Consider the following 25526-nt stretch of genomic DNA (forward strand, 5'->3'; position numbering starts at 1 on the left):
CCCCCCCCCCCTTCCAAATACCCGTTTTTACTGGGTTTCGTCCAGGATGAGCCTTCCGTTGTCGCACCGAGCCGAGGGGACTGGCCCCAGGGACTCCCGTCGCCCATGACGAAATACAACGTGAACTTCGATGTGGAGTCCGTGCTGCGCACCGTGGAGGCGCTGGGCAGGAATCAGCCCGAGGGGACGCTGGAAGAGGAGTCGCTCCGGGTGTGTGCGGCCGCGCTGCTCTTCGTGCGCGAGGACCCGCACAAGCTCGATGAATTCCGGGAGTACTTCCGCAGGCTCACCCCGCCGGCCGTCGAGGGCGTCAAGGTGGACCACGTCTTCGCCACGCGCGAGGCGGCGGAGACCTGGCTCAAGCAGGGAGATGCCCGGGATGGCCAGCGGCTGCGCGTCGCGGGCCAGGGCTTCACCGTCATCGACCTCGGCGCCCGGGGGCTGAAGCTCGTGCGGATGCCGCTGCCCGAGGAGTTGCCGCCCCACAAGCCGTGAGGCGCCCCACCTGTCGAGTCACTCGGCCTTCCGGGGCACCGACCCCGCGCCCACCACGCGGTGTACAGGGTACAGCTCACCCACGGTGATGTCCTTGTCGAGGAACTGCCAGCGGCAGAAGCCGTCGTCGGAGTGGGGCTCGAGCAGGTACACGGCGAGCGTCCCGGCGCGCTGGGCGGTGGGGACGAGCAGCGTGCCCGGGGGGAACTCGCGCGAGGAGCGCTCGGGGGACACGGTGAGCACGGTCTCGAAGCGCACGGGCTTGGGCTTCTGGCTGAGCGGCACCTCGGCCTCACCGGGCGGCGGCACGTTGGCGGCCACGTCGGGGCTGAACGTCTCCTCGCGCCGCGCCACCCGGTAGCTGTCGACCGTGAAGCGCTGGGCGGCCGCGAGGCGCTCGAAGCGGATGCCATGCCCCTCCAGCCGCGAGGCGAGCGACTCGGGCACGAGGTACGCGGACGGCGTGCTCACCGCCTGGGTGGGCACGAAGGTGCGGTGGTGCGGCATGCGCCAGGTGCGCGGGCGCTTGCCCGGGTAGCGCCGCGCGGTGATGCTCGCCTCGTCGAAGGAGTGGATTTCCGCCACGTCGCCGGGCTTCGCGTGGGCGGGGTACTCGAACACCAGCGCCCCCTTCTCATCGCGCGTGGCCACGCCGTAGTTGATGCCCACGAGCGCCGTGACGTCCGGGGACTCGCCGCGCGCGAGGATGCGCTCGCCCTCCGCCTCGGTGATGGCGAGGTAGGAGCTGGCGTTCTTCGCCGCGTCCCGGAACAGCTCGAGCAACCACGCCCGCATCACCGCGCAGCGGCGCGGGAAGTCGATGTAGCTGTACGTCTCGAGCAGCACGTCGATGCGCCCGAGCAGGCCCCGGTAATGGCTGCCAAAGCGCGGGAGCGCGGGATAGGTGTGCCAGCCCGAGCGCGGGTTGCCCTCCTCCTTGAAATTGCCATACCAGAAGCTCTGGAAGTCATGGCGCTTGGACACCGCCGCGGCCACGCGATCGAGCATCACGCGGTTGAAGGAGCGCAGCTCGGAGAAGAGCGGCTCGTTCGAGTGGGACGTGTCATACGTCAGGTCGAAGGCGTGGATGCTGCCGTCGGTGGTGTGGCAGTCGATGAAGACGTGTGGCCACCACTCCTGATGGAGCCTGGCCAGGCAGCGCGTCTCGGGGGCCTCCTGCTTCATGTTGTCGCGGTTGAGGTTCCACCCCTCGCCCGTGTAGCGCGTGCCCACGCCGCCCGGAGGGTTCACCTGCCCCTCGAGCTCGGCCAGGTTGAGCTTGCGGTTGTTCGGGCTGATGCGGTCGTTGCCATCGGGGTTGAAGTTGGGCACCAACACCAGACACAGCTTGTCGAGCAGCTTCTGGCCGAGCTTGGTGAGGGTGAGTTCCCTCGCGAGCGCGAGCACGGACTCCTTGCCCTCGACCTCACCCGCGTGGATGTTGGCCTCGACCATCACGATGACCTTCTTCTGCTTGCGCGCGAGCGCCGGGGTGAAGCAGTTGCGGTCACTCACCACGAGCGCGACCATGGGCTGGCCCTCGCCGCTCTGTCCGAAGTCCACGCGCCGCGCGAGCTTCGTGCGCGCGCAGAGCGCGTCGACGAAGGCGAGCACGTCGGCGTGCCGGGAGGTTTCCTGATAGTTCGTGGCTTCGGCGCGGGTGAGCAACTCTTTCATGGACGGGCATCCGAGCGCTCCGGCCCGGCACCGTCAAGCACTTCCCCCGGGACATCCCCTGGTTCGCGCCGCCAGGCGATGACTCGCAAACCAAACCGGGGCCGCAAGGTCACCAGCGCCTGGGGAACGACGGGGTGTTCTGGCACCAGTTGGAAACGGTAGCGCCGCGCGAGCATCGCCAGACAGAGTTGTCCCTCCAGCAGGGCGAGCCCACTGCCGATGCACATGCGCTGTCCGGCCCCGAAGGGCAGCCAGGCGAAGCGCGGACGCGTCCCCGCGCGCTCGGGCAGGAAGCGGTCCGGGTCGAAGGAATCTGGACGCTCCCAGAAAGCGGGGTGGCGGTGGATGACATACGGCAACATGACGACGATGGAGCCCCGGGGCAGTGTGTAGCCCCCGAGCACGTCGTCGGCGAGCGCCACCCGGCTGATGAGCCAGGCGGGGGGATAGAGCCTCATGGACTCGTCGAAGACACGCGCCGTGTAGCGCAGGCGGGGCAGGTCCTGGAACGTGGGGGTCCGCTCGCCCACCACGCTCGTCACCTCCTCGACGAGCCGCCGCGCCGCCTCGGGGTGCTGGTGCAAGAGGAGGAAGGTCCACGCGAGCGCGTTGGCGGTGGTCTCGTGCCCCGCCAGCACGAGCGTCATCACCTCGTCGCGCAGCTGCCGGTCACTCATGCCCTCGCCGGTGTCCGCGTCGCGCGCCGCCATGAGCATGGAGAGGAGATCCCCGCTCGCGTCCGTGCGCCGGTGACGCCCGTCGATGATGCCGTAGACGATGCGATCCAACACGCGGATGGCCGAGCGCAGTCGCAGATGTCCCGGCAGGGGCAGCAGCGAGGGCAGCGGCAGCGCGGACAGGACACGCTGGTTGAGTTCCTCCAGCACGGTGGTGACCGCGCGCGCCATGTCGTTCGCGGCGCCGCTCAGATCCGTGCTGAAGAGCACCTGGCCGGTGATGGACAGCACCAGCCGCATCAACTCCGCGCACAGGTCGAAGGGCTCGCCCCGGGCGGCGAGCGCGTCCCAGCGCGGCAGCGATTCCTCGACGAGCCGGGTGATGAGCGTGGCGATGCCCTCCATGCGCTCGCGGTGGAAGGCGGGCTGGGCGAGCCGGCGCTGGCGCTTCCAGAAGTCCCCCTCGCTCAGGAGCAGCCCCTCGCCCAGCACGGGCCGCAGCCGCTGCATCAGCGCGGTCTTCTGGTAGTTCTGCGCGTTGTCCACGAGGACACGTTTCACGTCGTCCGGGTGGCTGAGCTGGTACATGAGCAGGGGACCCATGGGGTAGCGCACCACGTCCCCATAGCGCTCGCGGCCCCGCTGGAAGAGCGTGAGCGGATCGGATCTCCGCTCGGGAAGATTGCCGAGGAGCCAGTGCCCCTTGGGGCCGGGAGGAACGCGGGCGGTGGCGGCGGCGTGTGTCATGGATGTGGTGTTTCCAAGGTGGGGGCTCGGGGGTGCCCTGCGCAAGCGTAGCGGGTCCGCTAAGGTGTCGCGCGTGAGCCCTCCCCGATTCGTTCCTGGATTCGACGCCCCCGACCGTCCGCGTGACTCCGCTCTGCTCTTCGCCGCCCGTGGCTTCGACCTGCTCGTCACGGAGGGCGAGGGCGAGGGCAGCGCGCCGCTGCCCACCGTGGGCCAGCTTCCCTCCCTCGCCACCCAGGCCCTCTTCCTCGGCACGCTCGATGGCGTGGACTGCTACGTCACCGCCCTGCCCAAGGAGACCGAGGCCCCCGCCGGCATGAAGTTCATCCCCGGACGCGCCCTCTACTCGCGAGTGGACGAGGACACCTTCGGCCTCGTTGGCCGCTCGCTGGCGATCGCCGAGTGGGATGTGCTGCACCGCTTCTGCGGACGCTGCGCGCAGCCCACGGTGCTCACGCCGGGCGAGCGCGCGCGCCGCTGCTCCGTGTGCCGCACGCCCTTCTATCCGCGCATCTCCCCCGCGGTCATCGTGCTCATCAGCCGCGGGGACGAGATGCTGCTCGCGCGCAACGCGAGCTTCCCCGATGCCTTCTTCAGCACCCTGGCCGGCTTCGTGGACGTGGGCGAGTCGCTGGAGGAGACGGTGGCGCGCGAGGTGCGCGAGGAGGTGGGTCTGGAGCTGAAGAACCTGCGCTACTTCGGCAGCCAGCCCTGGCCCTTCGGCCGCTCGCTCATGGTGGGCTTCACCGCCGAGTACGCCAGCGGGGAAATCCGCGTGGATGGCCAGGAGATCGCCGAGGCCGGCTGGTTCGGCGTGGACCGGCTGCCCCGCATCCCTCCGCCCCTGAGCATCGCGCGGCGGCTCATCGACTCCCACATCGCCCAGGTGAAGGGCCGCGCCCCCTCGCCTTGAGCCCCCTGCCTCCGGGCGCCCGCCGCGCCGCCCGGGGGGCGGGCCCAGCGCGTGGGCCAGCTCCGCGCTTGCATCGCCCGCGCGGGTGGGGTTGAAGCGATTGTCCCCCTGGATTTTCGCCCATGCCCCTCGCGCGTCCCCACATCGAGCCCCGTCGTGTTCCCACCGCTGACTCGCTGGTGGTCAAGGAGATCTACCTCTCGGTGCAGGGCGAGTCCTCGCACGCGGGACTGCTGTGCTCCTTCGTGCGGCTCACCGGCTGTCACCTGCGCTGCAGCTACTGCGACAGCGAGTTCGCCTTCCATGGCGGCCAGCGCCGCAAGATCTCCGAGGTGGTGGACGAGGTGAAGGCGCTCGGCTCGCCGCGCGTGGAGGTGACGGGAGGCGAGCCCTTGTTGCAGCCCGGGGTGTATCCGCTGATGGAGCAGTTGCTCGCCTCTGGCATGACCGTGCTCCTGGAGACGAGTGGCGCCATCGACGTGCGGCTCGTGCCCCCCGCGGTGCACAAGATCGTGGACATGAAGACGCCCTCCTCGGGCGAGAGCGATCGCAATGACTACCGCAACCTCGAGTCGATGAACGCCAACGACGAGCTCAAGTTCGTCATCGGCAGCCGCGAGGACTACGAGTGGAGCAAGCGGCTCATCACCGAGCACCGGCTGCTGGACAAGCCCTACGAACTGCTCTTCTCCACCGTGCACGGGAAGATCACCACGAAGGACCTGGCCGAGTGGGTCATCGCGGACCGGTTGCCGGTGCGCTTCCAGCTTCAGATGCACAAGTACATCTGGGATCCGAACGAGCGCGGGGTGTGACGGCCGAGCCCCCTCGGGACATGTCGAGGGGCTCCGGGGGGGAGCACGGGCGCCACGTGCGCGGGGCGGCTCAGAAGGGCGAGGGCGGAGGCGGACGCACCATCACCTGCTCCAGGGCATGGGCGCCGAGCCCCAGGAAGACGGCGGTGAGCAGGGTGCTGCCGAAGAAGCCCGCGAGGATGAGGTTCTTGCGCGAGTGCTCGAACTGGCTGAAGGCATACACGGGCAGGTAGAATGGCACCAGGAGCACCATCATCCCCGTGCCCAGGCTGCGGCGGAACGCATGGACGAGCAGGAAGAGGGCACACACGAACGTGATGACCCCGAACAGGGCGGCGAGCGGAAGGAGCGGCACGGGTTTCCAAATAACACGCGCGCCGCCCCGTGCTAAAGGACGCTTCCCCGTCTCCTGACCGAGGTTCCTGGATGATCGCCGCCCTCAAGACACTGCTCACCTTCATCCTGGCGGGAGCCTTCGGGGGACTGGCCACCGCGTCGTGGCTGGGACCCAAGTGGCTCGAGTGGGACAACACCACCCGCATCCAGGCGACCCAGACGATGTGCAACCTGCCCGAGGTCATCCGCAACGTCACCGCGCAGCTGCTCGGCTACCAGTTCACCGGCACCGGCGTGGGCGCGGGCGCCGGACTCCTGCTGGGCATCGTCTTCCTGGTGATGCGCTCGAGGAAGCAGAAGACGCTCCAGGTGCCGCCCGCCGCGCCGCCGCCCGCCGCGCCGCCGCCGCCCTCCGCCACGGCCTGAGCGCGCCTCCGCCCCCCACCCGGGCTCACCGCCCGGAGCCCGTGTCCCTGACGCCGCTTCGCATCCAGGCGTCCCAGGGAAGGGGCTCGGCGATGTGCTCGACGAGGAAGTCGACGAGGGTGCGCACCTTGGGCGAGAGATAGCGCCGGCTCGGATAGACGGCGTAGAGGGTGAGGGGCGACACCGGGTAGTCCGGCAGCAGCCGCACGAGGCGGCCTTGCCGCAGATCCTCGCCCACCAGGAAGGTGGGCTCCAGGATGATGCCCCGTCCCGCCACCGCCGCCGCGCGCAGGGAGTCCCCGTTGTTGGTGGCGAGCCGGCCCTGGACGGATACCCGGAGGGGCCCCGCGGGTCCCTCGAACTCCCAGACGCCGCGCAGCGCGTCGTACGTGTAGCACAGGCACTCGTGGTGACGGAGCTCCTCCGGCGCGCGGGGCACCCCATGGCGCTCGAGGTAGGAGGGCGCCGCGCAGGCCACCAGGCGCGCCTGGGCCAACGGCCGGGCCACCAGCGTCGTCTTCAGCTCCTGGGTGATGCGCAGGGCCAGGTCATAGCCCTCCTCCACCAGGTCCACCATGCGGTCGGACAGCGACAGCTCCAGCTTCACCTCCGGGTAGCGCTCCATGTAGTCCAGGAACAGCGGCGTGAGGTGCTGGACGCCAAAGGACACCGGCGCCGCCACCCGCAGCAGCCCCTGGGGCCGCCCCGCCGCCGAGGAGATGGTCAGCTCCGCCTCGTCCAGGTCGTTGAGGATCTGCGCGCAGCGCTCGTAGTAGCTCCGCCCGCTGTCGGTGAGGTACAGCCTGCGCGTCGTGCGATGCAGCAGCCTCACCCCCAGCCGCGCCTCCAGCTCGGCCACCTGCCGCGACGCCGCCGTGGCCGAGATGCCCAGCCGCTCCGCCGCCCGCGAGAAGCCTTCCAGCTCCACCACCTTCGCGAACACCCTCATCGCCTGAAAGACATCCATCCACTCATTATCCCGCTTCTCGGGATAATGATTTTACCAGAACCCCATTTTTCACCTCCCAGCAGGGGTGTATCGATTCAGCGAGCCGCCGTTGTTCGCTGGCCCAGCCCCCACCCCCGCGAGGAGTCGATCATGCAAGAAGCCCTGGGACACCTGGACGCCCTGTCGCGCGAACTCGAGGGGCACGCCATCTACCGTTGGATTGGCGACTCGCACCTGAGGGACACGCGGCGGCACTACGACTGCTTCATTCCCCTGCTCGGCTTCGTGATGTCCTTTCCCTTCTACAACGAGCGTTATCTCGCTTTCCGCAAGAATGAGAAGGAGTCGGAGCAGGACGCGAAGCTCAAGGACGCCATCAACCACCACGCCCTCGAGGACCGCACGCACGCGCGGCTCTTCCTGGCGGACTTCCGCCGGCTGGAGCTGGACGAGCTGTGGGGCACCCAGCGCGCCAGCTCGCTGATGTGGGCGTTGTGGACGTCACCCATGCTCGACCCGGGACGCGCCGTGGAGAGCCAGCGCATCCAGGAGATTGTCGGCGCCGAGGCGGCGGTGCCCGCCTACCGCTACCTGCACGTGGAGCAGCTCGAGCAGGATGGCCACCTGCTCTTCTCCGCCACGACGAGCCAGGCGCTGCAGGTGAGGCAGCAGACGGGCATCACCCCGGTCTACTTCGGCATGCACCACCTGGAGCGGGAGTCGGGAGACGTGGGCGCCGCGAAGTCCGAGCTGGTGACGTTCTCGGCCGAGCAGCGCGAGCGGGCCCTGCGGCTGGTGGAGCGCAAGCACGCGCTGTCGGTGGAGATGAACGACTTCATGCACCGCTTCGTCCAGACGGCGGAGGAGGCCGGAGGGCCGGGGCCGCTGCTGACGCGCGAGCGGCACGAGCGCATGCGGCTCGTTCGCGAGCAGCTGGACGCGTACCAGACCGGCCGGCTTCCGGCGCCGACGTGGAACCCCCGGCCCGACAGTTTCACCGAGCAGGGAGACCTCATCGCCGCCTGGCACCGCCACCACGCCGACTTCGTGGGCCACCCCATTTCCGCGATGATGCGCGAGGCACGGGGCAAGGAAGCGCTCTTCATGCTGCGCTGCGCGGCGCTGCTGTTCGCCCCCCGTATCAACGCGCTGCATACCTTCTACCTCCAGGACTGCCAGGTGCGGGAGCCCGCCACGGGGCCCGGCACCCCCACGGTGGACTTCCTGCGCCGCACGTTCTCCACCGAGGCCGAGCTGTTCCTGCATGACTGGGAGGTGCTGGACATGGATGCCCGCATCCCCTGGACGCCCGCGGAGCTGCTCGAGTGGTGGTTCTTCGACAAGACGTATGGCCGGCCGGAGATGGAGGCCCTGCACGAGTTCCGGCGCGAGACGCTGCGCCATCCGAACGATCCCCTGCTCAAGTACTGGGCCCTCATGTCCGTGCACTTCATGTCGCGCGCCTTCTTCGGCAACCTGCGCGTGCTCACGGAGCGCTTCGCGGCGGACCACCCGACGAGCCCTCCCCTCATCTACCTCGAGGGCACGCACCACCTGCTCTACGGACAGATGGAGCGCGACTGGCGGGAGCCCACCTGCCCCACCTCGCTCGCGCACCTGCCGGCGGACTACGCGCAGCGGCGCGCGGTGCTGCGGATGATGGACGCGTTCGCCACGTACGGCCACCAGCAGTTCGACCACCTGGCGCGGGCGCTGAGCACGGACCGGGAGCACTTCGCCTTCCTGCTCGACGAGGCGGAGGAGAGGGCCTCGCAATGAAGACCCGGATCACCCAGCAGTACGGACTGGACGTCCCCATCATCAGCGCCGGCATGGCCTTCCTGGCGGGGCCCGCCCTCGCGGCCGCGGTGAGCCGCGCGGGCGGACTGGGCACACTGGGCGGGGCGATGCTGCCGCCGCCCGCCCTGGGCGCCATGGTGCGCGCCACCCGGGAGCTGACCGCGCGCCCCTTCGGCGTGGACCTGATCGGCGACTTCGTGGAGGACGCCCACATCGAGGTGCTCGCCGAGGAGCGGGTGGCGGTGGTGGTGTTCTTCTGGACCCCGCCCCGGCGCGCGCACGTGGAGCGGCTGCGCGGCGCGGGCACGCGGGTGTGGATCCAGGTGGGCTCGGTGGCGGAGGCGCGCGAGGCGGCGGCCCTGGGCGCCGACGCGATCATCGCGCAGGGGGCGGAGGCGGGCGGACACAACCGCGCGGAGGCGAGCACCTTCGCGCTGCTGCCGGCGGTACGCGCGGCGGTGGCGCCGCTGCCGGTGATCGCCGCCGGGGGAATCGTGGATGGCCGCGGGCTGGTGGCGGCGCTGGCGCTCGGGGCGGAGGCGGTGTGGTGTGGCACCCGCTTCCTGGCCAGCGTGGAGGCCCAGGCCCATGACGAGTACAAGCGCCGGGTGCTGGCCGCGGGCGTGGGTGACACGGTGCGCACCACGCTCTTCGGCCCCGAGTGGCCCGGCCAGGCCATGCGCGTGCTGCGCAACCGCGCGGCGCGCGAGTGGGCCGGCCGGGAAGCCGAGGCCCTGGCGCTGCCGCCCTCCGAGCCCATCGGCCACACGCTGCTGGGAGACCAGCGCGTGCCCCTGCCCCGCTTCTCCGCGCTCCTGCCCACCGTGCACACCGAGGGCGACTTCGAGCAGATGGGCCTGACGGTGGGGGAGGCGTGCGGCAACGTGCACGAGCTGCGCCCGGCCGCCGAGCTCGTCGCGAGCATGGCGGCGGAGGCCCGCGAGGTGCTCGCCACGCTCGGCCAGGGCGTGGGCGGCTGAGGCCCCTCAGGCCGCGGGCAGCTCCACGATGAAGCGCGCGCCGCCCTCGGAGCGGTTCTCCGCGCGCAGCGTGCCGCCAAAGGACTCCACGTACTGCCGCGACAGCGCGAGCCCCAGCCCCGTGCCCTTGCCCGGCGCCTTCGTGGTGAAGAAGCTCGTGAACAGCCGCGAGAGGTGCTCGGTCCGGATGCCGGGCCCGTTGTCCTCCACCAGCACCCGCACCCGCTCCTCGTCCACCTGCACCCGCAGCGCCACGCGCCCGTCGGGCACCTTCGCCTCCTCGATGGCGTCCGCCGCGTTGAGCAACAGGTTGAGCAGCACCTGCCCCAGCCGGCGCGGCTCGGCCCGCGCCCACGGCGTCTCCGGCACCTCCACCGCCAGGCGCACCAGGGTCTTGAGCCGCACCGACGCCAGCCGCACGCTCGTGTCGATGACCGGCCCCAGGTCGCACGGACTCACGGGCGCGGGCTCCTCCGAGCGCGACAGCGCCGTGAGATCCTTCACGATCTGATGGATGCGCTCCACGCCGTGCATCGTCTCCTGGAGCGCGACGGCGTATTCGGGGTCGCTCGCGCCCTCCGTGGGCCGGGCCTCCTCCTGGAGGAAGCGCAGGTTGGCCTGGATGTAGGCCAGGGGGTTGCGCACCTCGTGGGCCACGCCCGCCGCCAACTGCCCCAGCTGCGCCATCTGCTCGGCGCGCAGCGCCCGCTCGTTGGACTCGTCGAGCGCCCGCCGCACCAGCTTCTGCTCCGCCGCGGCCTTCGCCCGCTCGAGCAACAACCGCTGGTAGAAGAAGGTGAGCTGGATGCCCATCGACTCCACGATCAGCATCGGCATCCACGACAGGAAGCGCTCCTGGGGCGCGCCTCCCGCCCACAGCATCGCGCCCGCCACCAGCAGCATCAGCAGGGTACTTGCCGCCCCATGCCATAGGCCCCTGCCCATCAGCAGGGTGACCGCGGGCATCAGACACAGCCAGTGGAAGATGGGGCTGTTCAAGCCCCCCAGCCGGTAGATGATCAGGCCGAAGAACACGTTGGGCAGGATCATCCCGGAGAGGATCCGCAGCACCGAGCGCCACGCCGGGCCCACCTGGGGCAGCAGCCAGCCCGACAGCACCGTCAGTCCCGCCCACACGAAGCGCAGCGCCAGCGTGTCCCAGGTTGGCCGGAGTACCGACAACATGTCGGCACTCCAGAACAACACCCACGTCAAGGAGGCCGCGTAGAACAGGCGCTGCTCGTCCGCGAGCCGCGCCTCTTGAGCATGGGTCTCGGGCTCCAGCACACCCGGAGTAGACCCTTCGAACGCCGATCGCATGTGCATCCCATGACGCCCAATTTTCCCGGGAGAGGAACGCGTCGGGACGCAAAGTCACATGACCAGGGGTCAGGTCTAATTGGACCCGGGGTCATCTGACGCTTGGTGAACAAGGCTCAACTTCGCGGCGCGAGACAGGCGCTTGAGCGCCGCTTCCCGGCGCAGGGCGGCGCCCCGGTCCACCGCGGGCTCGCTCCACACGAGCTTCACCGGCAAGCGCGCCCGGGTGTAGGCGGCGCCCCGACCCCGGTTGTGGGTGGCCAGACGGCGCTCCAGGTGGTTGGTCGCCCCCGTGTAGAGCGTCCCATCCCGACAGCACACCATGTAGACGAACCAGGCTCCGGACACGACGCCGGGGAGCATAGCGCACGCGCCTTCCCACCTGACCGCCCACTTTTCCCACCCGGTGGCTCACCGGGGCACCAGTCGGGGTCCGGGCGGGCAGGGGGCCTCGCACGCCGCCATCACCAACGACACCGGTAGGAGAGGGTCCACCTCCCACGCCGACATCACATGCTCCCGGCTGAGCAGCCCCACCATCCGCCCCGCCGCTCCCAGCACGGGCAGCAACCGGACACGGTAGCGATCCATCACTCCCAAGGCCCTCAAGAGGGTATCCGTGGGTTCCAGAGCGACCCGCATGGGGGACAACTTTTCCGCAAAGCTCGGCTTTTGCCGCATCTACCTGCCTCCCGGTTTGAATGGGTGGGATACCCTGCAACCTCCTTGCCGATTGGGGGGATTGTGTAATTTTCCACGGAGCCCACACTGGAAGGGCGTTAGACTTCCCAGGTGACGAACCGAAACGGACCCAGGCTGACGAAGATGGCCGACCTGTTCTCGCGCGCGGTGAATCGCGAGGGAGAAGGGTTGCTCACACTGCCCTTCAGGCCGGACGAGCTGTACCGGGTGCCCACGGACGACGGGGCCGCGGTGGCGCTGGGCCGCTACCACGCCCGGGGCGAGCGCCGCTGGGCCGAGCCCGTCATCCTGTGCCATGGACTGGGCGTCAACCGCTTCCACATGGACTTCGACGAGCGCTACAGCCTGGCGCGCTACCTGGCCCGGGCCGGCTTCGAGACGTGGGTGATGGAGCTGCGCGGCCGGGGGCTGGCGGGCCCCTGCGGGGAGTTCTCCTTCGATGATCTCGCCGAGCACGACGTGCGCTGCGCGGTGCGAACCGTGCTGTCCACCGGGGCCAAGGAAGTTCTCTGGGTGGGACATTCCAAGGGAGGGCTGACGCTCTACGGCCACCTGGCGCGAAACCCGCAGGTGCCCGTGCGCGCCGCAGTGGCGATCGGCAGCCCCTTCACCTTCGCGGTGCAGCCGGGTCTCAAGCAATTCATCCAGCGCATCGAGCCGCTCTTGCGGCTCAAGTCCATTCCCGTGCGCCGCATCACCGGCATCGCCCTGTTCGGCGCGCCCCCGGGGCCCCTCACCCGCTACATGATGCTGGCGGACAACATGGACCCGGACGTGGTGCGCCGGTGCCTGGCCAACATGCCCTCGGACATCTCCGGCGGGGTGGTGCGCCAGTTCGCCCAGTGGATCACCACCGACTCCTTCTGCATGGCGGACGGCACCTGCTACCGCAAGCCCCTGGCCGGGGCGAAGCTGCCGGTGATGCTGCTGGCCGGAAGCAAGGATCTGCTCGCCCCGCCGCTCGCCGTGGCGCGCGCCCAGGAGCACCTGGGCGGCCCGGTGAAGCTGGTGGTGGCCGGGCGGGGGCATGGCTTCGCCGAGGACTACGGGCACGCGGACCTGGTGCTCGGACGCCGGGCCCCGGACGAAATCTTCCCCCTGGTGGAAGCGTTCCTGTCGACACACGCGACCCGGGTATGAGGGCCGGAACCGGACCGTGACAGGGGCCGGAAGGGCCGCCCCGTTGTCCCCTCCTCCCGGGCGTGCTACCCACCCGGAACCCCTTCCATGTCCCCCGCCCTCCGCCTCTCCACCCTCGCCGTGCTGGCCTTCTCCGTGCTGGCCCTCGTGGGCTGCGAGCGGAGTCCCGCTCCAGGCCAGGCCCGGGTGGACCTGCGCCATACCCGCGCGCCCGGCGGCACGCCCGTCGTCTCCTGGGCCGGAGACCGGGTGACGGCCGAGGAGCTGCGCCAGCGCCTGGAGGAGATGAGCCCCGCGCAGCGCGAGCGCTACCAGACCCTGGAGCGCAAGCGCGAGTACGTCGAGGGCCTCGCGCGCTATGAGTTGCTCGTCCAGGAGGCGCTCGCGCGCGGGTTGCAGGACGACCCCGAGGTGGTGGCGGCCACCAAGCGGGCGCTCGTGTCCCGGCTCATGCGCGCGCGGCTCGACGACGCCCTCCCCCCCGTGTCCGAGGCCCAGCTCGCCGACGCCTACGCCCGCCACCGCGAGGACTACGTGCGCCCGGAGCAGGTGCGGCTCTCCCACCTCTTCCTCGCGGCCCCCCGCTCGGACGCGGCCCGGGTGGCCCCCGCGCGCGAGACGGCCGGGAAGCTGCTCGCCGAGGCCCGCGCGCTGCCGCCCACGGACTTCGCCGCCTTCGGACGGCTCGCGCGCGCGCACAGCGAGGAGCCGCGCACCCAGCCCCTGGATGGGGACCTGCGCTACCGCTCGCTCGAGGAGCTCGCGCGGGACTTCGGGCCCGAGCTGGCCGAGGCCGCGCGCCTGCTCGTGCCCACCGGCCCGGGGACGCTCAGCGGCGTGGTCCAGACGGACACCGGACTGCACGTGCTCCAGCTCACCGGCCACCAACCGGCGTTGAACCAGACGCTCGAGGACGTGCGCACCGCCCTGTCCGGCCGGCTCGCCCAGGAGCAGCGCGCCCGCGCCTGGACGGAGTGGCTCTCCGAGCTCGAGCAACGCGCGGCCCTCGCGGTGGACGCCGCCGCGCTCGCGCGGGTGCACGTGGACCTGAACGCCCCCGTGCGGCCCGCGAGCGGCCCCGCCCCCGGTACCCTTCCCGCCCCCTTCCCGTCCGTCCAGGTGACGCCGCCATGACTCTCCCGAGCCGCCTCCCCCTCCGCCCGGCCCTCCTGCGTGCTCCCCGTCTGCTCGCCACCACCCTGGCGCTCGCCGTGGGACTCGCCGGCTGCACCCAGAAGGACAAGGAGGAGCCGGACGCGCTCGCGGTGGCCACCGTCAACGGCGAGGTCATCTCCCGCGCCGACTTCGAGCGCGAGCTGGAGCGGGAGTTCATCGCCACGAGCTCCGAGTCCGGCCAGCAGCCCTCGCCCGAGGAGGTGGAGCCCTACAAGCGCGCGCTGCTCGACACGCTCATCTCCCGCACGGTGCTCCTGCAGGAGGCGCGCGCCCACAACATCACCGTGACGCCCGACGAGGTGGACCGGGGCGTGCTCCGCCTGTCGAGCGACTACCCCACGGGCAACTTCAACGACGTGCTCGCCGAGGGCCAGCTGTCCATGGCGGAGCTCAAGAAGAACGAGGCCGCGCGCCTCACCATCGAGAAGCTCTTCACCAACGAGGTGTACACCCGCGTGGCGGTGACGGAGGAGGAGCTGCGCGACACCTATGCCCAGCACGAGGCGGAGTACTCCTCGCCCGAGCAGGTGCGCGCCGCGCAGATCGTCGTGAAGACCATGGAGGAGGCGCGGCGGCTGCAAGTCCAGCTCAAGGCGGGCAAGAAGTTCGCGGACCTGGCGCGCAAGTACTCGCTGAGCGCGGACGCGAAGGTGGGCGGAGACCTGGGCTTCTTCCCCCGCGGGCAGATGCCCCCCGCGTTCGACGAGGTGGTGTTCTCGCTCGCGCCGGGCCAGGTGTCGGACGTGGTGGAGACGGAATACGGCTACCACCTGTTCCGCGTGCTGGAGAAGAAGCCGGGGCGCAAGCTGGAGTTCGTCGAGGTGCGCACCCAGGTGGAAACGAAGCTCCTCGCGCAGCGGCGCGCGGAGGCGCAGGCGAAGTACGAACAGGAATTGCGGAGCAAGGCCCAGGTGTGGGTGAACGAGCCCACACTGCAGGCCATTCGCGGCCGTCCCGTCACCCAGAAGACGACCGAGCCCTGAGGGCCCCCGCGAAGGCTCCCCACGAGAAGACGCACGGAGGACAGGCGATGAAGAAGTGGCTTGGAACGATGGTGGCGGTGCTGCTGCTCAATGGCGCGGCGGCGCGCGCGGAGCTGGTGGATCGCGTGGCGGCGGTGGTCAATCGCGACATCATCACCCAGTCCGAGGTGGAGAAGCGCGCGGCGCCGGAGCTGGCGCGGCTGGCGGGCGAGCGCGACTCGCAGAAGCGCGCCGAGGCCCGCTCGGTGGTGATGAAGAAGGCCCTGGACTCCCTCATCGGCGAGAAGCTGATGGAGGAGCAGATCCGCGAGCTGGGCCTGGGCGTGACGGACGCGGAGCTGGAAGCGGCGGTCGCGGACGTGAAGCGGCAGAACAACATCTCCGACGACGCCCAGTTCAACCAGCTGCTCTCCGGCGAGGGCTTCAACGTCGCGACGTACAAGGAGTTCCTGCGCAAGCAGATGTCGCGCATGAAGCTCGTGCAGATGAAGGTCAGCTCCAAGGTGAAGGTGTCCGAGGAGGACCTCAAGGCGGCCTACACCCAGTACGCGAAGATGGAGTCGGGTGACGCCGAGGTGCACGCGCGGCACATCCTCGTGCAGGTGGACGCCAAGGCGACGCCCGCGCAGGTGGAGGCGGCGCGCGTCAAGGCGGTGGCCCTGGCCGAGCAGGCGCGCAAGCCGGGCGTGGACTTCGCGCAACTGGCGCGCGAGAAGAGCGAGGGCCCGAGCGCGTCCGACGGCGGCGACCTGGGCTTCTTCCGGCGCGGGGTGATGGTGCCCGCCTTCGAGCGCGTGGCCTTCACGCTCGGAGAGGGCGAGGTGAGCGAGCCGGTGCGCACCCAGTTCGGCTGGCACGTGCTCAAGGTCGAGGAGAAGCGCGCCGTGGACGTGCCCGCCTTCGAGACGGTGAAGCAGGAGCTGGAGACGCGGCTCAAGATGCAGAAGACGGAGAAGTACGTGGAGCAGTACGTGCAGGAGCTGCGGCAGAAGGCCTCCGTGGAGACGAAGATCTGAGCGCCCGGGCCGACAGTCCCCCCGAGGGCGCGCGTCCCGTCGTCGGCATCTCGCTCGGGGACGTGTCGGGCATCGGCCCGGAGGTGACCGCGGCGGCGCTCGCGCTGCCCCGGGTGCGCCGCGCGCTGGTGCCCGTGGTGTTCGGCGACGGGCCGACGCTCGAGCGCTTCGCCCTCTTCGGCACGTACGCGCGCGCCACGCCCCAGACGCTGGAGCGGCCGTCACGGCCCACGGTGTGCGTGGTGACTCGGCTCGGGGAGAAGGATCGCCAGCCCGGCAAACCCACGCGCCAGGGCGGAAAGGCCCAGTACGCCTACATCCAGGCGGCCATCGAGGCGGCGCGCGCGGGACGGGTGGACGCGCTGTGCACGGCGCCGGTGTCCAAGGAAGGCATCTCCCGCGCGGGCATCCCCTTCATGGGCCACACGGAGGTGCTGGCGGAGGCGTTCGGCCGCGAGGTGCTCATGCTCATGGATGGTCCGCGCGTGCGCGTGGCGCTGGCGACCAACCACGTGCCCCTGGCGGACGTGCCCCGGCTGCTCACGGTGGAGCGGCTGGTGGCGCAGCTGCGGCTGTTGTCCACGAGCCTCGCGCCCGTGGTGGGCCACGCGCCGCGCATCGGCGTGCTGAGCTTCAACCCCCACGCGGGCGAAGGCGGCCTGCTCGGACGCGAGGAGGTGGACATCATCACCCCCGCCATCAAGCTCGCGCGCCGGCAGCGCCTGGACGTGCACGGCCCCCTGGCGGCGGATGGGCTCTTCGCCCACGTGGAGCACTTCCCCTATGACGTGGTGCTCGCCATGTACCACGACCAGGGCCTCATCCCCGCCAAGGCCCTGGACTTCGAGCGCACGGTGAACGTGACGCTCGGCCTGCCCGTGCCGCGCACGTCGCCGGACCACGGCACCGCCCACGACATCGCCGGCAAGGGTCAGGCCAACAGCGTGCCCATGGTGGAAGCGCTGCTCAAGGCCGCCCGACTCGCTCCCCCTGGAAGAAGCGCTCCAGCGCGCGCAGCACGTCCCGGTCGGACATGAGCGCCACGTGCTCGGCGGCGCTGTCCAGGCGCTGATAGGGGATGGACAGCACCGGCAGCGCGCTCGAGCTCAGCACGGCGCCGTCCCCATCCGCGCTCGGCTCGTTCTTCAAGTCGAGCCGTCCCTCCACCACCCGCACCCCGCTCGTCGAGGGATTCCCCGTGCCCACCACCACGAGCGTCTCGAAGGGAGGCGGGGGCGGCGCCTCGCGGGGCGCGAGCGACTCGTGCAGCTCCCGGTTCGCCTGGAGCATGCGCACGAGCTGCGCGCGGTAGGCCTCGTTCTCGCGCAGCGCGGGGTCCGCGAACGGGCCCCACCCGCGCGTCCACCAGCTCTCGGGCTCGAGGAGATTCCACGCCACGGGCCGGCCGCTCGCGTCCACGAAGACGTCACCGCTCGGCGTCAGCAGCTGGAACACGGAGGCGAAGGAGAAGAGGGCCTCGGGTGGCAGCAGGGCCCGGTTGCGCACCGTCTCCGTCCCCAGCAGCAGGTCATCGAAGAGGCCCGGGCCCCCCTGGAAGGGCGTGCCGATGAAGACCACGCGCTTGACCGCCGCCGCTCCCGCCCAGGGACGCCCGCTGCCCGCCGCGCCCCCGTGCAGCAGACACCGCATCGTCACCAGTCCGCCCATGCTGTGGGCGACGATGTTCACCTCGCGCTTGCCCTGCGCCACGAGCTGCTCGATGCGCGCGCACAGCTCGTCCGCGCTCCGCCGCACGTCCTGGCGCCAGTCGTAGGAGAAGGCAACGAGGCCCGGGAAGTGCTCGCGGCCGTACTCGAGGAACGAGCCATACGCGTCCACCGAGTAGAAGGGCACGGCGATGCGGGTGACGGGGCCCGCTGGCCGCAGGGGGCCGTAGGATGGCACCGGCCGCTGTCCTGGAAATGGCAGGGCGAGCGAGCGCTCTCCCCGGGAGAGGGCCTGGCCCGCGGTAATCCAGGCCCGCTCGGGCTCGGGCGCGTCGGTGTCGAGGAAACTGCCCCGGTAGCCGGGAACGAGAATCGTGACGGTGTCTCCCGTCGGAGGAGGAACGGTGACCTGGGTGGCCGCACAGCCCGCGAGCGACAGGCCCAGCACCAGCCACGAAAGACGGAGAAGAAAACGGGTCATGGCGCAAGAGCTTCCCGGAGCCCCCAGGGCACAGCAAGGGTCTCGCCCCGACACCGAGCAGCCGAGCATGCCGTGACCCCCAGACCGCGGGCCGTTGGCTGACGGATTCGCGGAGTCATCCGCAACTTGGACACCAGGAGGCACCACATGGTGAACGACCCAATGGAGAAGCTGCACCAGCGGGAGCGGGAACAGGAGCGGCGCCGTCTGCGGGAGCAGGAGGCCAAGGATCTGGAAGTGGAAACGCGGCATGGGCCGCGTCCCCTGGAGGGCTTCGCGGGCGGGCACACCACGTGGGCGAGTCAACAGGACGATCGCGCCGCCGCGCAGGAGTACGAGCTGAATCCGGACGAGAGGGCGCCCTTCAGCATGGAGGAGCAGTTGCCCCAGGTGCCGGCTCCGGATGATGAATCCCGGTGACGTTCGCGCGAAGGGGCTGTGACGGACAGTATGACTGGGGGGGGCGTGACTTGAAGCGCCGTTCCGGTTCGGGGTACCCAGGAGGGGCGGTCTTCCTCCAGGCGAGCCCATGCGCACTCCTCCGCGTCTCCCTTTCCGCCTCTCGCTGCTGCTCTCCCTGCTGTGTCCGCTGCTCGCCGGGGCACAGCAGTTACGGTTCACCACCCTGGACATCGGCCAGGGGGATTCGGCGGTGCTCGTCGCGCCGGGAGGCTGCGCGGTGCTGTTCGACGGAGGCCCCACCGGCTCGGGCAACACCATCAAGGCCTACCTCAAGCAACTGGGGGTGACGCGCATCGACATGGCCTTCGTCTCGCACATGCACGCCGACCACATGGGCGGTATCGACGAGGTGGACGTGGGCACCGACGCCGTCCCCATCACCGCCGTGTACGACCATGGCGGCTCGTATGACTCGAAGACCTTCACGGACTACGACACCCACTTCGCGGGCCGCCGCATCACGGCGCACCAGGGAGATACCTTCTCGCTCTGCGGACAGGTGACGCTCCGGGTGCTCGCGAGCAATGGCAATGGCGTCCCCCTCCCCAGCGATGAAGAGAACGCCAGGTCCGTGGTGGTGAAGGTGACCTACGGCGACTTCGACGCGCTGGTGGGCGGCGATCTCACCGCCACTCCCGACGACATCGAATCCACCCTGCTCGAGCAGGTGGGAGAGCTCGAGCTGTACAAGGTGCATCACCACGGCTCGCGCTACTCGTCCGGCAACGCGTTCCTGGACAAGACCGTGCCCCTAGTGTCCTTCATCTCCGTGGGTCGGGACAACACCTATGGCCATCCCACGCGCGAGTGCCTGGATCGGCTGACGGCGCACCACTCGGACATCTGGCAGACGGAGGATCCCGCCACCAACCTGGAGCGCGGCCACATCCAACTGCGCTCGCAGGATGGCACCACCTTCGTGGTGGAGCAGGGCGCGCGGAGCGTCTCGTACACCTCCCGCGGCACGCAGCCGCCGGGACCGGACACCGAGCGCCCCACTCCGCCCCGCTCCCTGGCGGGCAGCGCCGCTCCCGACTCCATCGAGCTGAGTTGGATTCCCTCCCTGGACAACGTGGGGGTGGCGGGCTACCGGGTGTACCGCAGCGTGTATGCAACCACCGGCTACCGGCTGGCCGGGACGATGACCACGCCCGGCTTCGTGGACCTGGGCCTCGCTCCGGGCAACACGTACGTCTACCAGGTGCTGGCCTTCGATGCCGCGGGCAACTCGAGCATGCCCGCGTCCCTCACGCTGCGCACGCCCGCGCCCCGCGTCACCCTCACCAGCCCCGACGGAGGCGAGCGCTGGGTGCGCGGCTCCACCCGCACCCTCACCTGGATCGCCCTCGGCTACACCCGCGTGAACCTGGACTTCACCGCCGACAATGGCGTCACCTGGACGCGCATCGCCACCAACCTGGACGCCAGCACGGGGAGCTACGCCTGGAAGGTGCCCGACTCGCTCACGACGTGGGCACGCGTGCGCATCCGGGACGTGGACGGGAAGAGCTCCGACGTGAGCACCGGTCCCTTCTCCATCACCGAGCCCCCTCCGCGCGTCATCTTCAATGAGATCCTCGCCAATGAGCCCGGCTCGGCCACCAGCGGCGAATTCGTGGAGTTGGTGAACACGGAGAGCACCTCCGTGGACATCAGCGGCTGGGTGCTCATGGATGCCACCGCCGTGCGGCACGTCTTCCCCGCCAACACGGTGCTCGGCGCGGGCAAGGCCATCGTGGTGTTCAGCGGCTCCGGCGGAATCCCCCCGGGCACGCCCAACGCGGTGGCCGCCTCCACGGGCACCCTCAGCCTCAACAATGGCGGAGATACGGTGACGCTGTTGACCTCCACCGCCTCGAGCGCGGAGACCGTCAACGCGTACACCTACAGCGGGACCCAGGCCTCGAAGGACGGCGTGTCGATCAACCGCGACCCCGATGCGACGAGCACCGGGAGCTTCGTGTTCCACACGGCCCTGTCCCCGCTCGGGGCGTCACCGGGCACACGTGCGGATGGAAGCGCGTTCTGAAAAAAGAGCGTGTCCAACACGGGCTCACCCTCGCCCGCCTGACCACCATTCCCACCCATCGACCGGCACACCCTACTCGTCCATGCCGGGCACGCATCTGAAAATTAGGAACGCGCACCGGGAACACCACCCCCCGGTGTCCGCGCCCGGTGGCCCGGCGAGCGGGGAGCCAGACACCGGGCGAAAGCGTCAGTCCTCGAGCTGGGACTCGAACACCAGTTCGCCCCGGAGCGTGAAGACGAGGCCCGTGCCGAGCTCGCCCTCCTCGTCGTCCCGGCCCACCTCCAGCTCCTCGCGCTCCTCGTCCCACTGGCCCATGTAGTACTCGCCGCCCGCCGCCATCCACGCCCGGCCGTCCGCGACGACCGTCTCCACGCTGTCGCCCTTGTCACTGGTGGCGCGGTGCACGGTCCACTCCACGCCATCCTCCTTGAGGTTCTCCACCACCTCGACGAGCTCCTCGTCCTGGGGCTGGGCGCCCTCCTTCGCGGGCTCCTGCTTCCACTTGCGCTCGTCCGGCTTGGGCTTCTGCGCCGTCCACGCGCGCACCAGCTCGCGCATCGCCTGCTCGGCCTTCTCCCGCTGTGCCTTCATGTTCGCGGGCAGTCCCACCTCGTCCAGCGCCATCAGCGCCGTCTCCAGTTGGATCGCCTTGAGGGCCCACTCGTTCATCGCCGTGTTCAGCATCGCCAATCTCCTCGGGCCCCGTGCGGCCCACCCACCCCGGGCGGGGACCTCCCGCGCCGGGCGCGGCTGCCTAGCACGTTCCCGTTTCGGGTGGCACCTCGCGTGGCGCCCGGCGCGGTTAGACTCCGGGGCTCGTCTCCTGGGAGGACTACCCCTGACCCGAGCCGCGTGCTTCTACCTCCTCCTCGCCTGCCTGCCCGTGCTCGCCTGGCCGGACGCCGCCCTCGCCACGTCCCGGGGGCTCGAGGCCGTGAAGGCCCGGGGGGAGCTGCTCTGGGGCGCGGATGCCCAGGGCGGTGCCCCCTACGTCTTCCCGGACCCGAGAGATCCCAACCACCTCATCGGCTTCGAGGTGGACCTGGCCGAGGCACTCGCCGCGAAGCTGGGCGTGCGGGCGCGCCTGGTGCTCGGGCCCTGGGACAGTCTGCTGGAGCTGCTCGCGCGCGGGGACTTCGACGTGGCACTCAACGGCCTCGAGGCGACGGAGGAGAAGAAGCGCGTGTGTCTGCTCACCCGCCCGTACTACGTCGCCGCCGAGCGGCTCACCGTGCGCCGGGGAGACCCCCGCGCGCCGCACTCCCTCGCCGAGCTGAAGGGGCTCGCGGTGGGCACGCTGCCGGGCAGTCTGGCCGAGCGCATCCTCGTGCGCGAGGGCGCCCAGGTGAAAACGTACGAGGGGGGCCAGGACGACATCTACCGGGACTTGAAGCTGGGGCGCACGGACGGAGTGCTGCTCGATGAGCCCATCACCCAATACTACGGCGCCGTCGAGCCGGAGCTGGACGTGGTGCCGGGCGGCTTCGGCGAGGTGCGCTACGCGGCGGCGGTGCGCCTGGGAGAGGAGTCGCTGCGAGACGCGCTCGACACGGCGCTCGAGCAACTGGCACGCGAGGGCACCCTGCGTGCCCTCTACGAGCGCTGGGGCCTGTGGAACGCCGAGACGGCGGCGCTGCTGGGAGACCCGGACCCCACCCCGCGCGACATGCCCGAGCGCTACACGGCGTGGCGCGCCGCGGTGGGCAAGCTGCCGCCCTTCTGGGAGCGCGTGCGCGAGCGCTACCCGGCCACGCTCGCGCTCTTCCTGCGCGGGGCGCTGATGACGCTGGCCGTGTCGCTGATGGCCATGGCGGTGGCGATGGTGGTGGGCCTGGGGCTCGCGGTGGCGCGCGTCTTCGGACCCTGGCCCCTGCGCGCGCTCGCCCTCGTCCTCACCGAGGGGGTACGCGGCACGCCCCTGCTCGTGCAGCTCTCGCTGGTGTACTTCGGGCTGCCCCAACTGGGCGTGCGGCTCGCGCCCCTCACCGCGGGCGTGCTCACGCTGGGGCTCAACTACGCGGCGGCCGAGGCGGAGAACTACCGGGCGGGGCTCTCCAGTGTGCCCGCGGGCCAGTACGAGGCGGCGCACGTGCTCGGCATGTCCCGCTGGCAGACGCTGCGCTACGTGGTCTTCCCCCAGGCCCTGCGCATCTCGCTGCCCCCCATGACGAATGACTTCATCGCGCTGCTCAAGGACAGCTCGCTCGTGTCCGTGGTGACACTCACCGAGCTCACGCGCACCTATCTCAACCTGGCCAACGCCACGAGAGACCATCTGGGCCTGGGACTCGTGGTCGCCCTGCTCTACCTGCTGCTCGGACTGCCCTTCGCGCTGCTGGCGCGCCGGGTGGAGGCGCGGCTCGGTCAACACCTCGAGGGAGCCCCGCGATGAGCCGCCGCGCGGGTGCCAGACACGCCCCCCGCGCGACCGGCGCGCGTTTCAGTACTCGAGCGCGGGATCGTACCGGGGTGCCAGCAACGAGGGCAGCACCAGGTCCGTCACGTCCTTGCCCCCCTGCAGGTTGGTGGCGAGACAACGCGGCGTGAGGATGAGCCCCCAGGGCAGGCCCCACCAGCCGAGCAGCAGCGACAACAGCGTGTAGCCCAGGCTCAACCCGAACGTGCCCTGCCCCGCGCGGACGAAGTACACGTCCGACGAGCGCCTCCGGGTCGTCAGGAAGAAGGACACGCAGTACTCGAACACGACGAAGCGTCCTCCGCGCTCGAGTTCTTCCTGCACCTGTAATGTCGACAGACCGTCCATGCCAAAGATGCCAGCCATTCCGCCCCCGGTACCGAAACAGCGGCCATCGCCGCGATGAAAACCGCGCCGCAGAGTACATGGATGACGTGCGACTGCACAGTCATGTCATCAAGAAATTCCTGGCCATACGGTAAGCAAAGAATCCACCAACCCTCCGCGTGGCATGGGCAGACGAAGCGCACTCGCGGATGAAGAGCACTCCGCTCGCGGTCCGTTGCGCGGCGCTCGCGCTCCAGAATTCTCGTCCATGTGTTGTCTTCCACGAAACACGCACTCGCCCGCGAGTGGTGTTGCCGTGCATGCAACACTTTTGCCTCCAACCTCCCCGCAGGGCGAGCGAGGGGGCGACGAGCGGTCCGTGCCCCCACTGCCCGTCGGGGTGCCCCTGCTTAATGTGAGTTCTCGGGAGGCAGGAATGACCACGAAAAAGACCGAGAAGAAGGACGCGGTGGCGCACCTGGCCGAGCTGATCCAGGGCATCAAGGTCGCGATGATGACGACGGTGGAGGCGGACGGGAGCATCCGCAGCCGGCCCATGTGGACGCAGAACACGGACTTCGACGGAGAACTGTGGTTCTTCACCCATGACTCCGCCCCCAAGGTGGACGAGGTGCAAGGCGACCACCACGTCAACCTCTCCTACGCGGACTCCAGCCGGGACCGCTATGTGTCAGTGAGCGGAGTGGCACGCCTTGTGCGCGACAAGGAGAAGATCCACAAGCTGTGGGATCCCACCCTCAAGGCCTGGTTCCCCAAGGGCGTGGACGACCCGGACATCGGCCTCTTGTGCGTCAAGGTGAACAAGGCCGAGTACTGGGACACCCCCAACAAGCGCATGGTGCAACTGGTGGGCTTCGTGAAGAGCGTCCTCACCGGCGAGACCTACCGCCCGGGTGGCCACGAGAAGCTCGACCTCGAGGATACCCAGTCGCCCATGCATTGATGGCTGGATTGGATAATTCCAATACCGGCGGAGGATGACTGGGAAATCAATTCCTCACATCCTGAGAATCGAGAATTGGCATATGAGAGTGGACGGGTTCCGGACGGGGAGTCATTCCCTGTCCGGGGCCCGTTGTCCTTTGCGCCCCCCCCTGGCGCGCCGGAGGCCGCTGGCGAGCGATAAAGCCAGACAGGAGGCCCCCCACTCCGGAGCCGAGAAACCGCCATGACCCCATCCGTCGCCGAGCACTTCCCCGCGTTGCGCTCGGGCTTCAGCTACCTCGACAACGCCTCGGGGGCGCAGGTGCCCACCCACTGCATCGAGGCGCTCACCGACTTCCTCACCCGTGGCGAGGGCGTGGTGCGCGTGTCCCTGCTGCACTACAACACGCCGCGGGACGTGGAGCGGCTGATGGCCGGCCTGGACGCCCTGCCCTGAAGTCCGAGCGGCCCGAGGGCCCACCTTCCCCGTCGGGTTGGACGACCTGCCCTGGCGGGAGGGCCCTCAGCGCGTGAGCGCGGTGGCGATGACGTTGAGCACCTTGAGCTGGGCCGGAGTGAGGTTGCGCAGCGAGCGCGCGAGCCGCCGCAGATCCGGGGAGCGCTCCTCGCGCGAGGGCAGCGAGTCCACCCAGGCCGTCACCTCCGAGTGGCTCAGGCTCAAGAGCGTGTCGGAGGGAATCTTCAGGGCGATGCTCAAGCGTCTGAGCGTCGGGACGCTGGGCATCATGCCGCCGCGCTCGATGCGGCCGTAGACGCCCGGCGCCAGCCCCACCTTGGCGGCCGCCTCCGCCTGGGTGAGCCCCGCGCGCAGCCGGGCGGCGCGCGCCGCCGCCCCCAGGGCCAGGGCCAGCTTGTCGTCCATGCGCTGCTGCGAAGAAGGGGGCGGAATGCGTTTCGATGCCATGGTGCCTGACGTCCAAAGAGACGTTGGAGGACATTACCCGAGAGGCCAACCCGCGCATAGGGACTTGCTGCATCTCTTCTCCTCCGAGGAACACCCCTCCGAGCCCCCAGGTCGTGCCC

The 25526-nt window shown here is 70.1% G+C and carries 27 protein-coding genes; 16 read left to right on the top strand and 11 right to left on the bottom strand.

From position 1 onward, the window contains the following. Window positions 1-105: 105 nt before the first annotated feature. Window positions 106-495, top strand: coding sequence for a hypothetical protein (locus D187_RS37235; protein WP_002628738.1), 390 nt, complete (start codon window positions 106-108; stop codon window positions 493-495). A gap of 18 nt (window positions 496-513) precedes the next feature. On the opposite strand, the gene D187_RS37240 is transcribed toward D187_RS37235, so the two are convergent. After that, a complete protein-coding gene (locus D187_RS37240) occupies window positions 514-2172 on the bottom strand; it encodes a M14 family zinc carboxypeptidase (protein WP_002628737.1) in 1659 nt (552 codons plus the stop codon). Continuing rightward, window positions 2169-3596: a cytochrome P450 gene (locus tag D187_RS37245; protein WP_002628736.1), complete on the bottom strand. Its 1428-nt coding sequence runs from the start codon at window positions 3594-3596 to the stop codon at window positions 2169-2171. Before D187_RS37245 ends, D187_RS37240 begins: the two co-directional genes overlap by 4 nt. Window positions 3597-3669: 73 nt before the next feature. Between D187_RS37245 and nudC the strand changes: the two genes are divergently transcribed. Together nudC and D187_RS37255 are read left to right on the top strand one after the other, a co-directional pair. After that, on the top strand, window positions 3670-4509 hold the full coding sequence (nudC, locus tag D187_RS37250) for an NAD(+) diphosphatase (protein ID WP_002628735.1): 840 nt from the start codon (window positions 3670-3672) through the stop codon (window positions 4507-4509). 122 nt (window positions 4510-4631) lie between these two features. Next, a complete protein-coding gene (locus D187_RS37255) occupies window positions 4632-5324 on the top strand; it encodes a radical SAM protein (RefSeq protein WP_002628734.1) in 693 nt (230 codons plus the stop codon). 70 nt (window positions 5325-5394) lie between these two features. Here the strand turns inward: D187_RS37255 and D187_RS37260 are convergent, their stop codons facing one another. Next, entirely contained in the window at window positions 5395-5679 is a 285-nt protein-coding gene (locus tag D187_RS37260) for a hypothetical protein (protein ID WP_002628733.1), read from the bottom strand. Window positions 5680-5750: 71 nt separating this feature from the next. Between D187_RS37260 and D187_RS37265 the strand changes: the two genes are divergently transcribed. Then, window positions 5751-6086 (top strand): hypothetical protein, encoded by a 336-nt coding sequence (locus D187_RS37265; protein WP_002628732.1) that lies wholly within the window; start codon window positions 5751-5753, stop codon window positions 6084-6086. A 25-nt stretch (window positions 6087-6111) separates the two neighbouring features. Here the strand turns inward: D187_RS37265 and D187_RS37270 are convergent, their stop codons facing one another. Next, window positions 6112-7053, bottom strand: coding sequence for a LysR family transcriptional regulator (locus D187_RS37270; protein WP_002628731.1), 942 nt, complete (start codon window positions 7051-7053; stop codon window positions 6112-6114). Window positions 7054-7185: 132 nt separating this feature from the next. Here D187_RS37270 and D187_RS37275 point away from each other — a divergent pair, with 132 nt between their 5' ends. Continuing rightward, window positions 7186-8814, top strand: a complete 1629-nt coding sequence (locus tag D187_RS37275; protein ID WP_002628730.1) for a hypothetical protein — start codon at window positions 7186-7188, stop codon at window positions 8812-8814. After that, window positions 8811-9815 carry an NAD(P)H-dependent flavin oxidoreductase gene (locus D187_RS37280; protein ID WP_002628729.1) on the top strand — a complete coding sequence of 335 codons (1005 nt, stop codon included), beginning with the start codon at window positions 8811-8813 and terminating at the stop codon, window positions 9813-9815. The genes D187_RS37275 and D187_RS37280 overlap by 4 nt, the downstream gene beginning before the upstream one ends. A 6-nt stretch (window positions 9816-9821) precedes the next feature. On the opposite strand, the gene D187_RS37285 is transcribed toward D187_RS37280, so the two are convergent. The 3 genes from D187_RS37285 to D187_RS37295 all read right to left on the bottom strand — a co-directional run bounded on the left by D187_RS37285 (window position 9822) and on the right by D187_RS37295 (window position 11777). Next, window positions 9822-11135: a sensor histidine kinase gene (locus D187_RS37285; RefSeq protein ID WP_162159745.1), complete on the bottom strand. Its 1314-nt coding sequence runs from the start codon at window positions 11133-11135 to the stop codon at window positions 9822-9824. 75 nt (window positions 11136-11210) lie between these two features. Further along, window positions 11211-11498: a GIY-YIG nuclease family protein gene (locus tag D187_RS37290; RefSeq protein ID WP_002628727.1), complete on the bottom strand. Its 288-nt coding sequence runs from the start codon at window positions 11496-11498 to the stop codon at window positions 11211-11213. A 48-nt stretch (window positions 11499-11546) separates the two neighbouring features. Beyond that, window positions 11547-11777: a CBS domain-containing protein gene (locus D187_RS37295; protein ID WP_162159746.1), complete on the bottom strand. Its 231-nt coding sequence runs from the start codon at window positions 11775-11777 to the stop codon at window positions 11547-11549. Between the two features lie 183 nt (window positions 11778-11960). Here D187_RS37295 and D187_RS37300 point away from each other — a divergent pair, with 183 nt between their 5' ends. From D187_RS37300 to pdxA, 5 genes are all read left to right on the top strand, one after another. Then, complete coding sequence (locus tag D187_RS37300) at window positions 11961-12977, top strand: alpha/beta fold hydrolase (RefSeq protein ID WP_002628725.1); 1017 nt, start codon at window positions 11961-11963, stop codon at window positions 12975-12977. Window positions 12978-13064: 87 nt separating this feature from the next. Further along, complete coding sequence (locus D187_RS37305) at window positions 13065-14111, top strand: peptidylprolyl isomerase (protein WP_002628724.1); 1047 nt, start codon at window positions 13065-13067, stop codon at window positions 14109-14111. Then, on the top strand, window positions 14108-15136 hold the full coding sequence (locus D187_RS37310) for a peptidylprolyl isomerase (RefSeq protein ID WP_002628723.1): 1029 nt from the start codon (window positions 14108-14110) through the stop codon (window positions 15134-15136). The genes D187_RS37305 and D187_RS37310 overlap by 4 nt, the downstream gene beginning before the upstream one ends. 47 nt (window positions 15137-15183) lie before the next feature. After that, a complete protein-coding gene (locus tag D187_RS37315) occupies window positions 15184-16152 on the top strand; it encodes a peptidylprolyl isomerase (RefSeq protein ID WP_002628722.1) in 969 nt (322 codons plus the stop codon). Between the two features lie 62 nt (window positions 16153-16214). Then, complete coding sequence (pdxA, locus tag D187_RS37320; protein WP_245591923.1) at window positions 16215-17189, top strand: 4-hydroxythreonine-4-phosphate dehydrogenase PdxA; 975 nt, start codon at window positions 16215-16217, stop codon at window positions 17187-17189. On the opposite strand, the gene D187_RS37325 is transcribed toward pdxA, so the two are convergent. Next, a complete protein-coding gene (locus D187_RS37325) occupies window positions 17119-18300 on the bottom strand; it encodes an alpha/beta hydrolase (RefSeq protein ID WP_002628721.1) in 1182 nt (393 codons plus the stop codon). The two genes, pdxA and D187_RS37325, sit on opposite strands and share 71 nt — an antisense overlap. 147 nt (window positions 18301-18447) lie before the next feature. Between D187_RS37325 and D187_RS37330 the strand changes: the two genes are divergently transcribed. Next, window positions 18448-18720 carry a hypothetical protein gene (locus D187_RS37330; RefSeq protein WP_002628720.1) on the top strand — a complete coding sequence of 91 codons (273 nt, stop codon included), beginning with the start codon at window positions 18448-18450 and terminating at the stop codon, window positions 18718-18720. Between the two features lie 109 nt (window positions 18721-18829). After that, window positions 18830-20791 (top strand): lamin tail domain-containing protein, encoded by a 1962-nt coding sequence (locus D187_RS50955; protein ID WP_002628719.1) that lies wholly within the window; start codon window positions 18830-18832, stop codon window positions 20789-20791. A 189-nt stretch (window positions 20792-20980) separates the two neighbouring features. On the opposite strand, the gene D187_RS37340 is transcribed toward D187_RS50955, so the two are convergent. After that, complete coding sequence (locus D187_RS37340; RefSeq protein WP_002628718.1) at window positions 20981-21478, bottom strand: hypothetical protein; 498 nt, start codon at window positions 21476-21478, stop codon at window positions 20981-20983. 199 nt (window positions 21479-21677) lie between these two features. Between D187_RS37340 and D187_RS37345 the strand changes: the two genes are divergently transcribed. Then, window positions 21678-23186: an ABC transporter substrate-binding protein/permease gene (locus D187_RS37345; protein WP_002628717.1), complete on the top strand. Its 1509-nt coding sequence runs from the start codon at window positions 21678-21680 to the stop codon at window positions 23184-23186. A gap of 48 nt (window positions 23187-23234) precedes the next feature. On the opposite strand, the gene D187_RS37350 is transcribed toward D187_RS37345, so the two are convergent. Beyond that, on the bottom strand, window positions 23235-23576 hold the full coding sequence (locus D187_RS37350; RefSeq protein ID WP_043433593.1) for a hypothetical protein: 342 nt from the start codon (window positions 23574-23576) through the stop codon (window positions 23235-23237). 397 nt (window positions 23577-23973) lie between these two features. Between D187_RS37350 and D187_RS37355 the strand changes: the two genes are divergently transcribed. Together D187_RS37355 and D187_RS58390 are read left to right on the top strand one after the other, a co-directional pair. Beyond that, the gene (locus D187_RS37355; RefSeq protein ID WP_002628715.1) at window positions 23974-24501 is read left to right on the top strand and encodes a pyridoxamine 5'-phosphate oxidase family protein; all 528 of its coding nucleotides are present in this window, start codon (window positions 23974-23976) and stop codon (window positions 24499-24501) included. Window positions 24502-24726: 225 nt separating this feature from the next. Beyond that, window positions 24727-24939 (top strand): hypothetical protein, encoded by a 213-nt coding sequence (locus tag D187_RS58390; RefSeq protein WP_002628714.1) that lies wholly within the window; start codon window positions 24727-24729, stop codon window positions 24937-24939. A gap of 66 nt (window positions 24940-25005) precedes the next feature. Here D187_RS58390 and D187_RS37365 read toward each other — a convergent pair whose 3' ends face one another. After that, window positions 25006-25407 (bottom strand): helix-turn-helix domain-containing protein, encoded by a 402-nt coding sequence (locus D187_RS37365; RefSeq protein ID WP_002628713.1) that lies wholly within the window; start codon window positions 25405-25407, stop codon window positions 25006-25008. Window positions 25408-25526: the final 119 nt, after the last annotated feature.

It is taken from the genome of Cystobacter fuscus DSM 2262, assembly GCF_000335475.2.
Taxonomy (GTDB): Bacteria; Myxococcota; Myxococcia; order Myxococcales; family Myxococcaceae; genus Cystobacter; species Cystobacter fuscus.

Excerpts from the sequence above, each read along its gene's own strand:
- D187_RS37235 (WP_002628738.1), top strand. The coding sequence starts at position 106 with ATGACGAAATACAACGTGAACTTCGATGTGGAGTCCGTGCTGCGCACC.
- D187_RS37240 (WP_002628737.1), bottom strand. The coding sequence starts at position 2,172 with ATGAAAGAGTTGCTCACCCGCGCCGAAGCCACGAACTATCAGGAAACC.
- D187_RS37245 (WP_002628736.1), bottom strand. The coding sequence starts at position 3,596 with ATGACACACGCCGCCGCCACCGCCCGCGTTCCTCCCGGCCCCAAGGGG.
- D187_RS37255 (WP_002628734.1), top strand. The coding sequence starts at position 4,632 with ATGCCCCTCGCGCGTCCCCACATCGAGCCCCGTCGTGTTCCCACCGCT.
- D187_RS37265 (WP_002628732.1), top strand. The coding sequence starts at position 5,751 with ATGATCGCCGCCCTCAAGACACTGCTCACCTTCATCCTGGCGGGAGCC.
- D187_RS37270 (WP_002628731.1), bottom strand. The coding sequence starts at position 7,053 with ATGGATGTCTTTCAGGCGATGAGGGTGTTCGCGAAGGTGGTGGAGCTG.
- D187_RS37275 (WP_002628730.1), top strand. The coding sequence starts at position 7,186 with ATGCAAGAAGCCCTGGGACACCTGGACGCCCTGTCGCGCGAACTCGAG.
- D187_RS37280 (WP_002628729.1), top strand. The coding sequence starts at position 8,811 with ATGAAGACCCGGATCACCCAGCAGTACGGACTGGACGTCCCCATCATC.
- D187_RS37285 (WP_162159745.1), bottom strand. The coding sequence starts at position 11,135 with ATGCGATCGGCGTTCGAAGGGTCTACTCCGGGTGTGCTGGAGCCCGAG.
- D187_RS37290 (WP_002628727.1), bottom strand. The coding sequence starts at position 11,498 with ATGCTCCCCGGCGTCGTGTCCGGAGCCTGGTTCGTCTACATGGTGTGC.
- D187_RS37295 (WP_162159746.1), bottom strand. The coding sequence starts at position 11,777 with ATGCGGGTCGCTCTGGAACCCACGGATACCCTCTTGAGGGCCTTGGGA.
- D187_RS37300 (WP_002628725.1), top strand. The coding sequence starts at position 11,961 with ATGGCCGACCTGTTCTCGCGCGCGGTGAATCGCGAGGGAGAAGGGTTG.
- D187_RS37305 (WP_002628724.1), top strand. The coding sequence starts at position 13,065 with ATGTCCCCCGCCCTCCGCCTCTCCACCCTCGCCGTGCTGGCCTTCTCC.
- D187_RS37310 (WP_002628723.1), top strand. The coding sequence starts at position 14,108 with ATGACTCTCCCGAGCCGCCTCCCCCTCCGCCCGGCCCTCCTGCGTGCT.
- D187_RS37315 (WP_002628722.1), top strand. The coding sequence starts at position 15,184 with ATGAAGAAGTGGCTTGGAACGATGGTGGCGGTGCTGCTGCTCAATGGC.
- D187_RS37325 (WP_002628721.1), bottom strand. The coding sequence starts at position 18,300 with ATGACCCGTTTTCTTCTCCGTCTTTCGTGGCTGGTGCTGGGCCTGTCG.
- D187_RS37330 (WP_002628720.1), top strand. The coding sequence starts at position 18,448 with ATGGTGAACGACCCAATGGAGAAGCTGCACCAGCGGGAGCGGGAACAG.
- D187_RS50955 (WP_002628719.1), top strand. The coding sequence starts at position 18,830 with ATGCGCACTCCTCCGCGTCTCCCTTTCCGCCTCTCGCTGCTGCTCTCC.
- D187_RS37340 (WP_002628718.1), bottom strand. The coding sequence starts at position 21,478 with ATGCTGAACACGGCGATGAACGAGTGGGCCCTCAAGGCGATCCAACTG.
- D187_RS37350 (WP_043433593.1), bottom strand. The coding sequence starts at position 23,576 with ATGGCTGGCATCTTTGGCATGGACGGTCTGTCGACATTACAGGTGCAG.
- D187_RS37355 (WP_002628715.1), top strand. The coding sequence starts at position 23,974 with ATGACCACGAAAAAGACCGAGAAGAAGGACGCGGTGGCGCACCTGGCC.
- D187_RS58390 (WP_002628714.1), top strand. The coding sequence starts at position 24,727 with ATGACCCCATCCGTCGCCGAGCACTTCCCCGCGTTGCGCTCGGGCTTC.
- D187_RS37365 (WP_002628713.1), bottom strand. The coding sequence starts at position 25,407 with ATGGCATCGAAACGCATTCCGCCCCCTTCTTCGCAGCAGCGCATGGAC.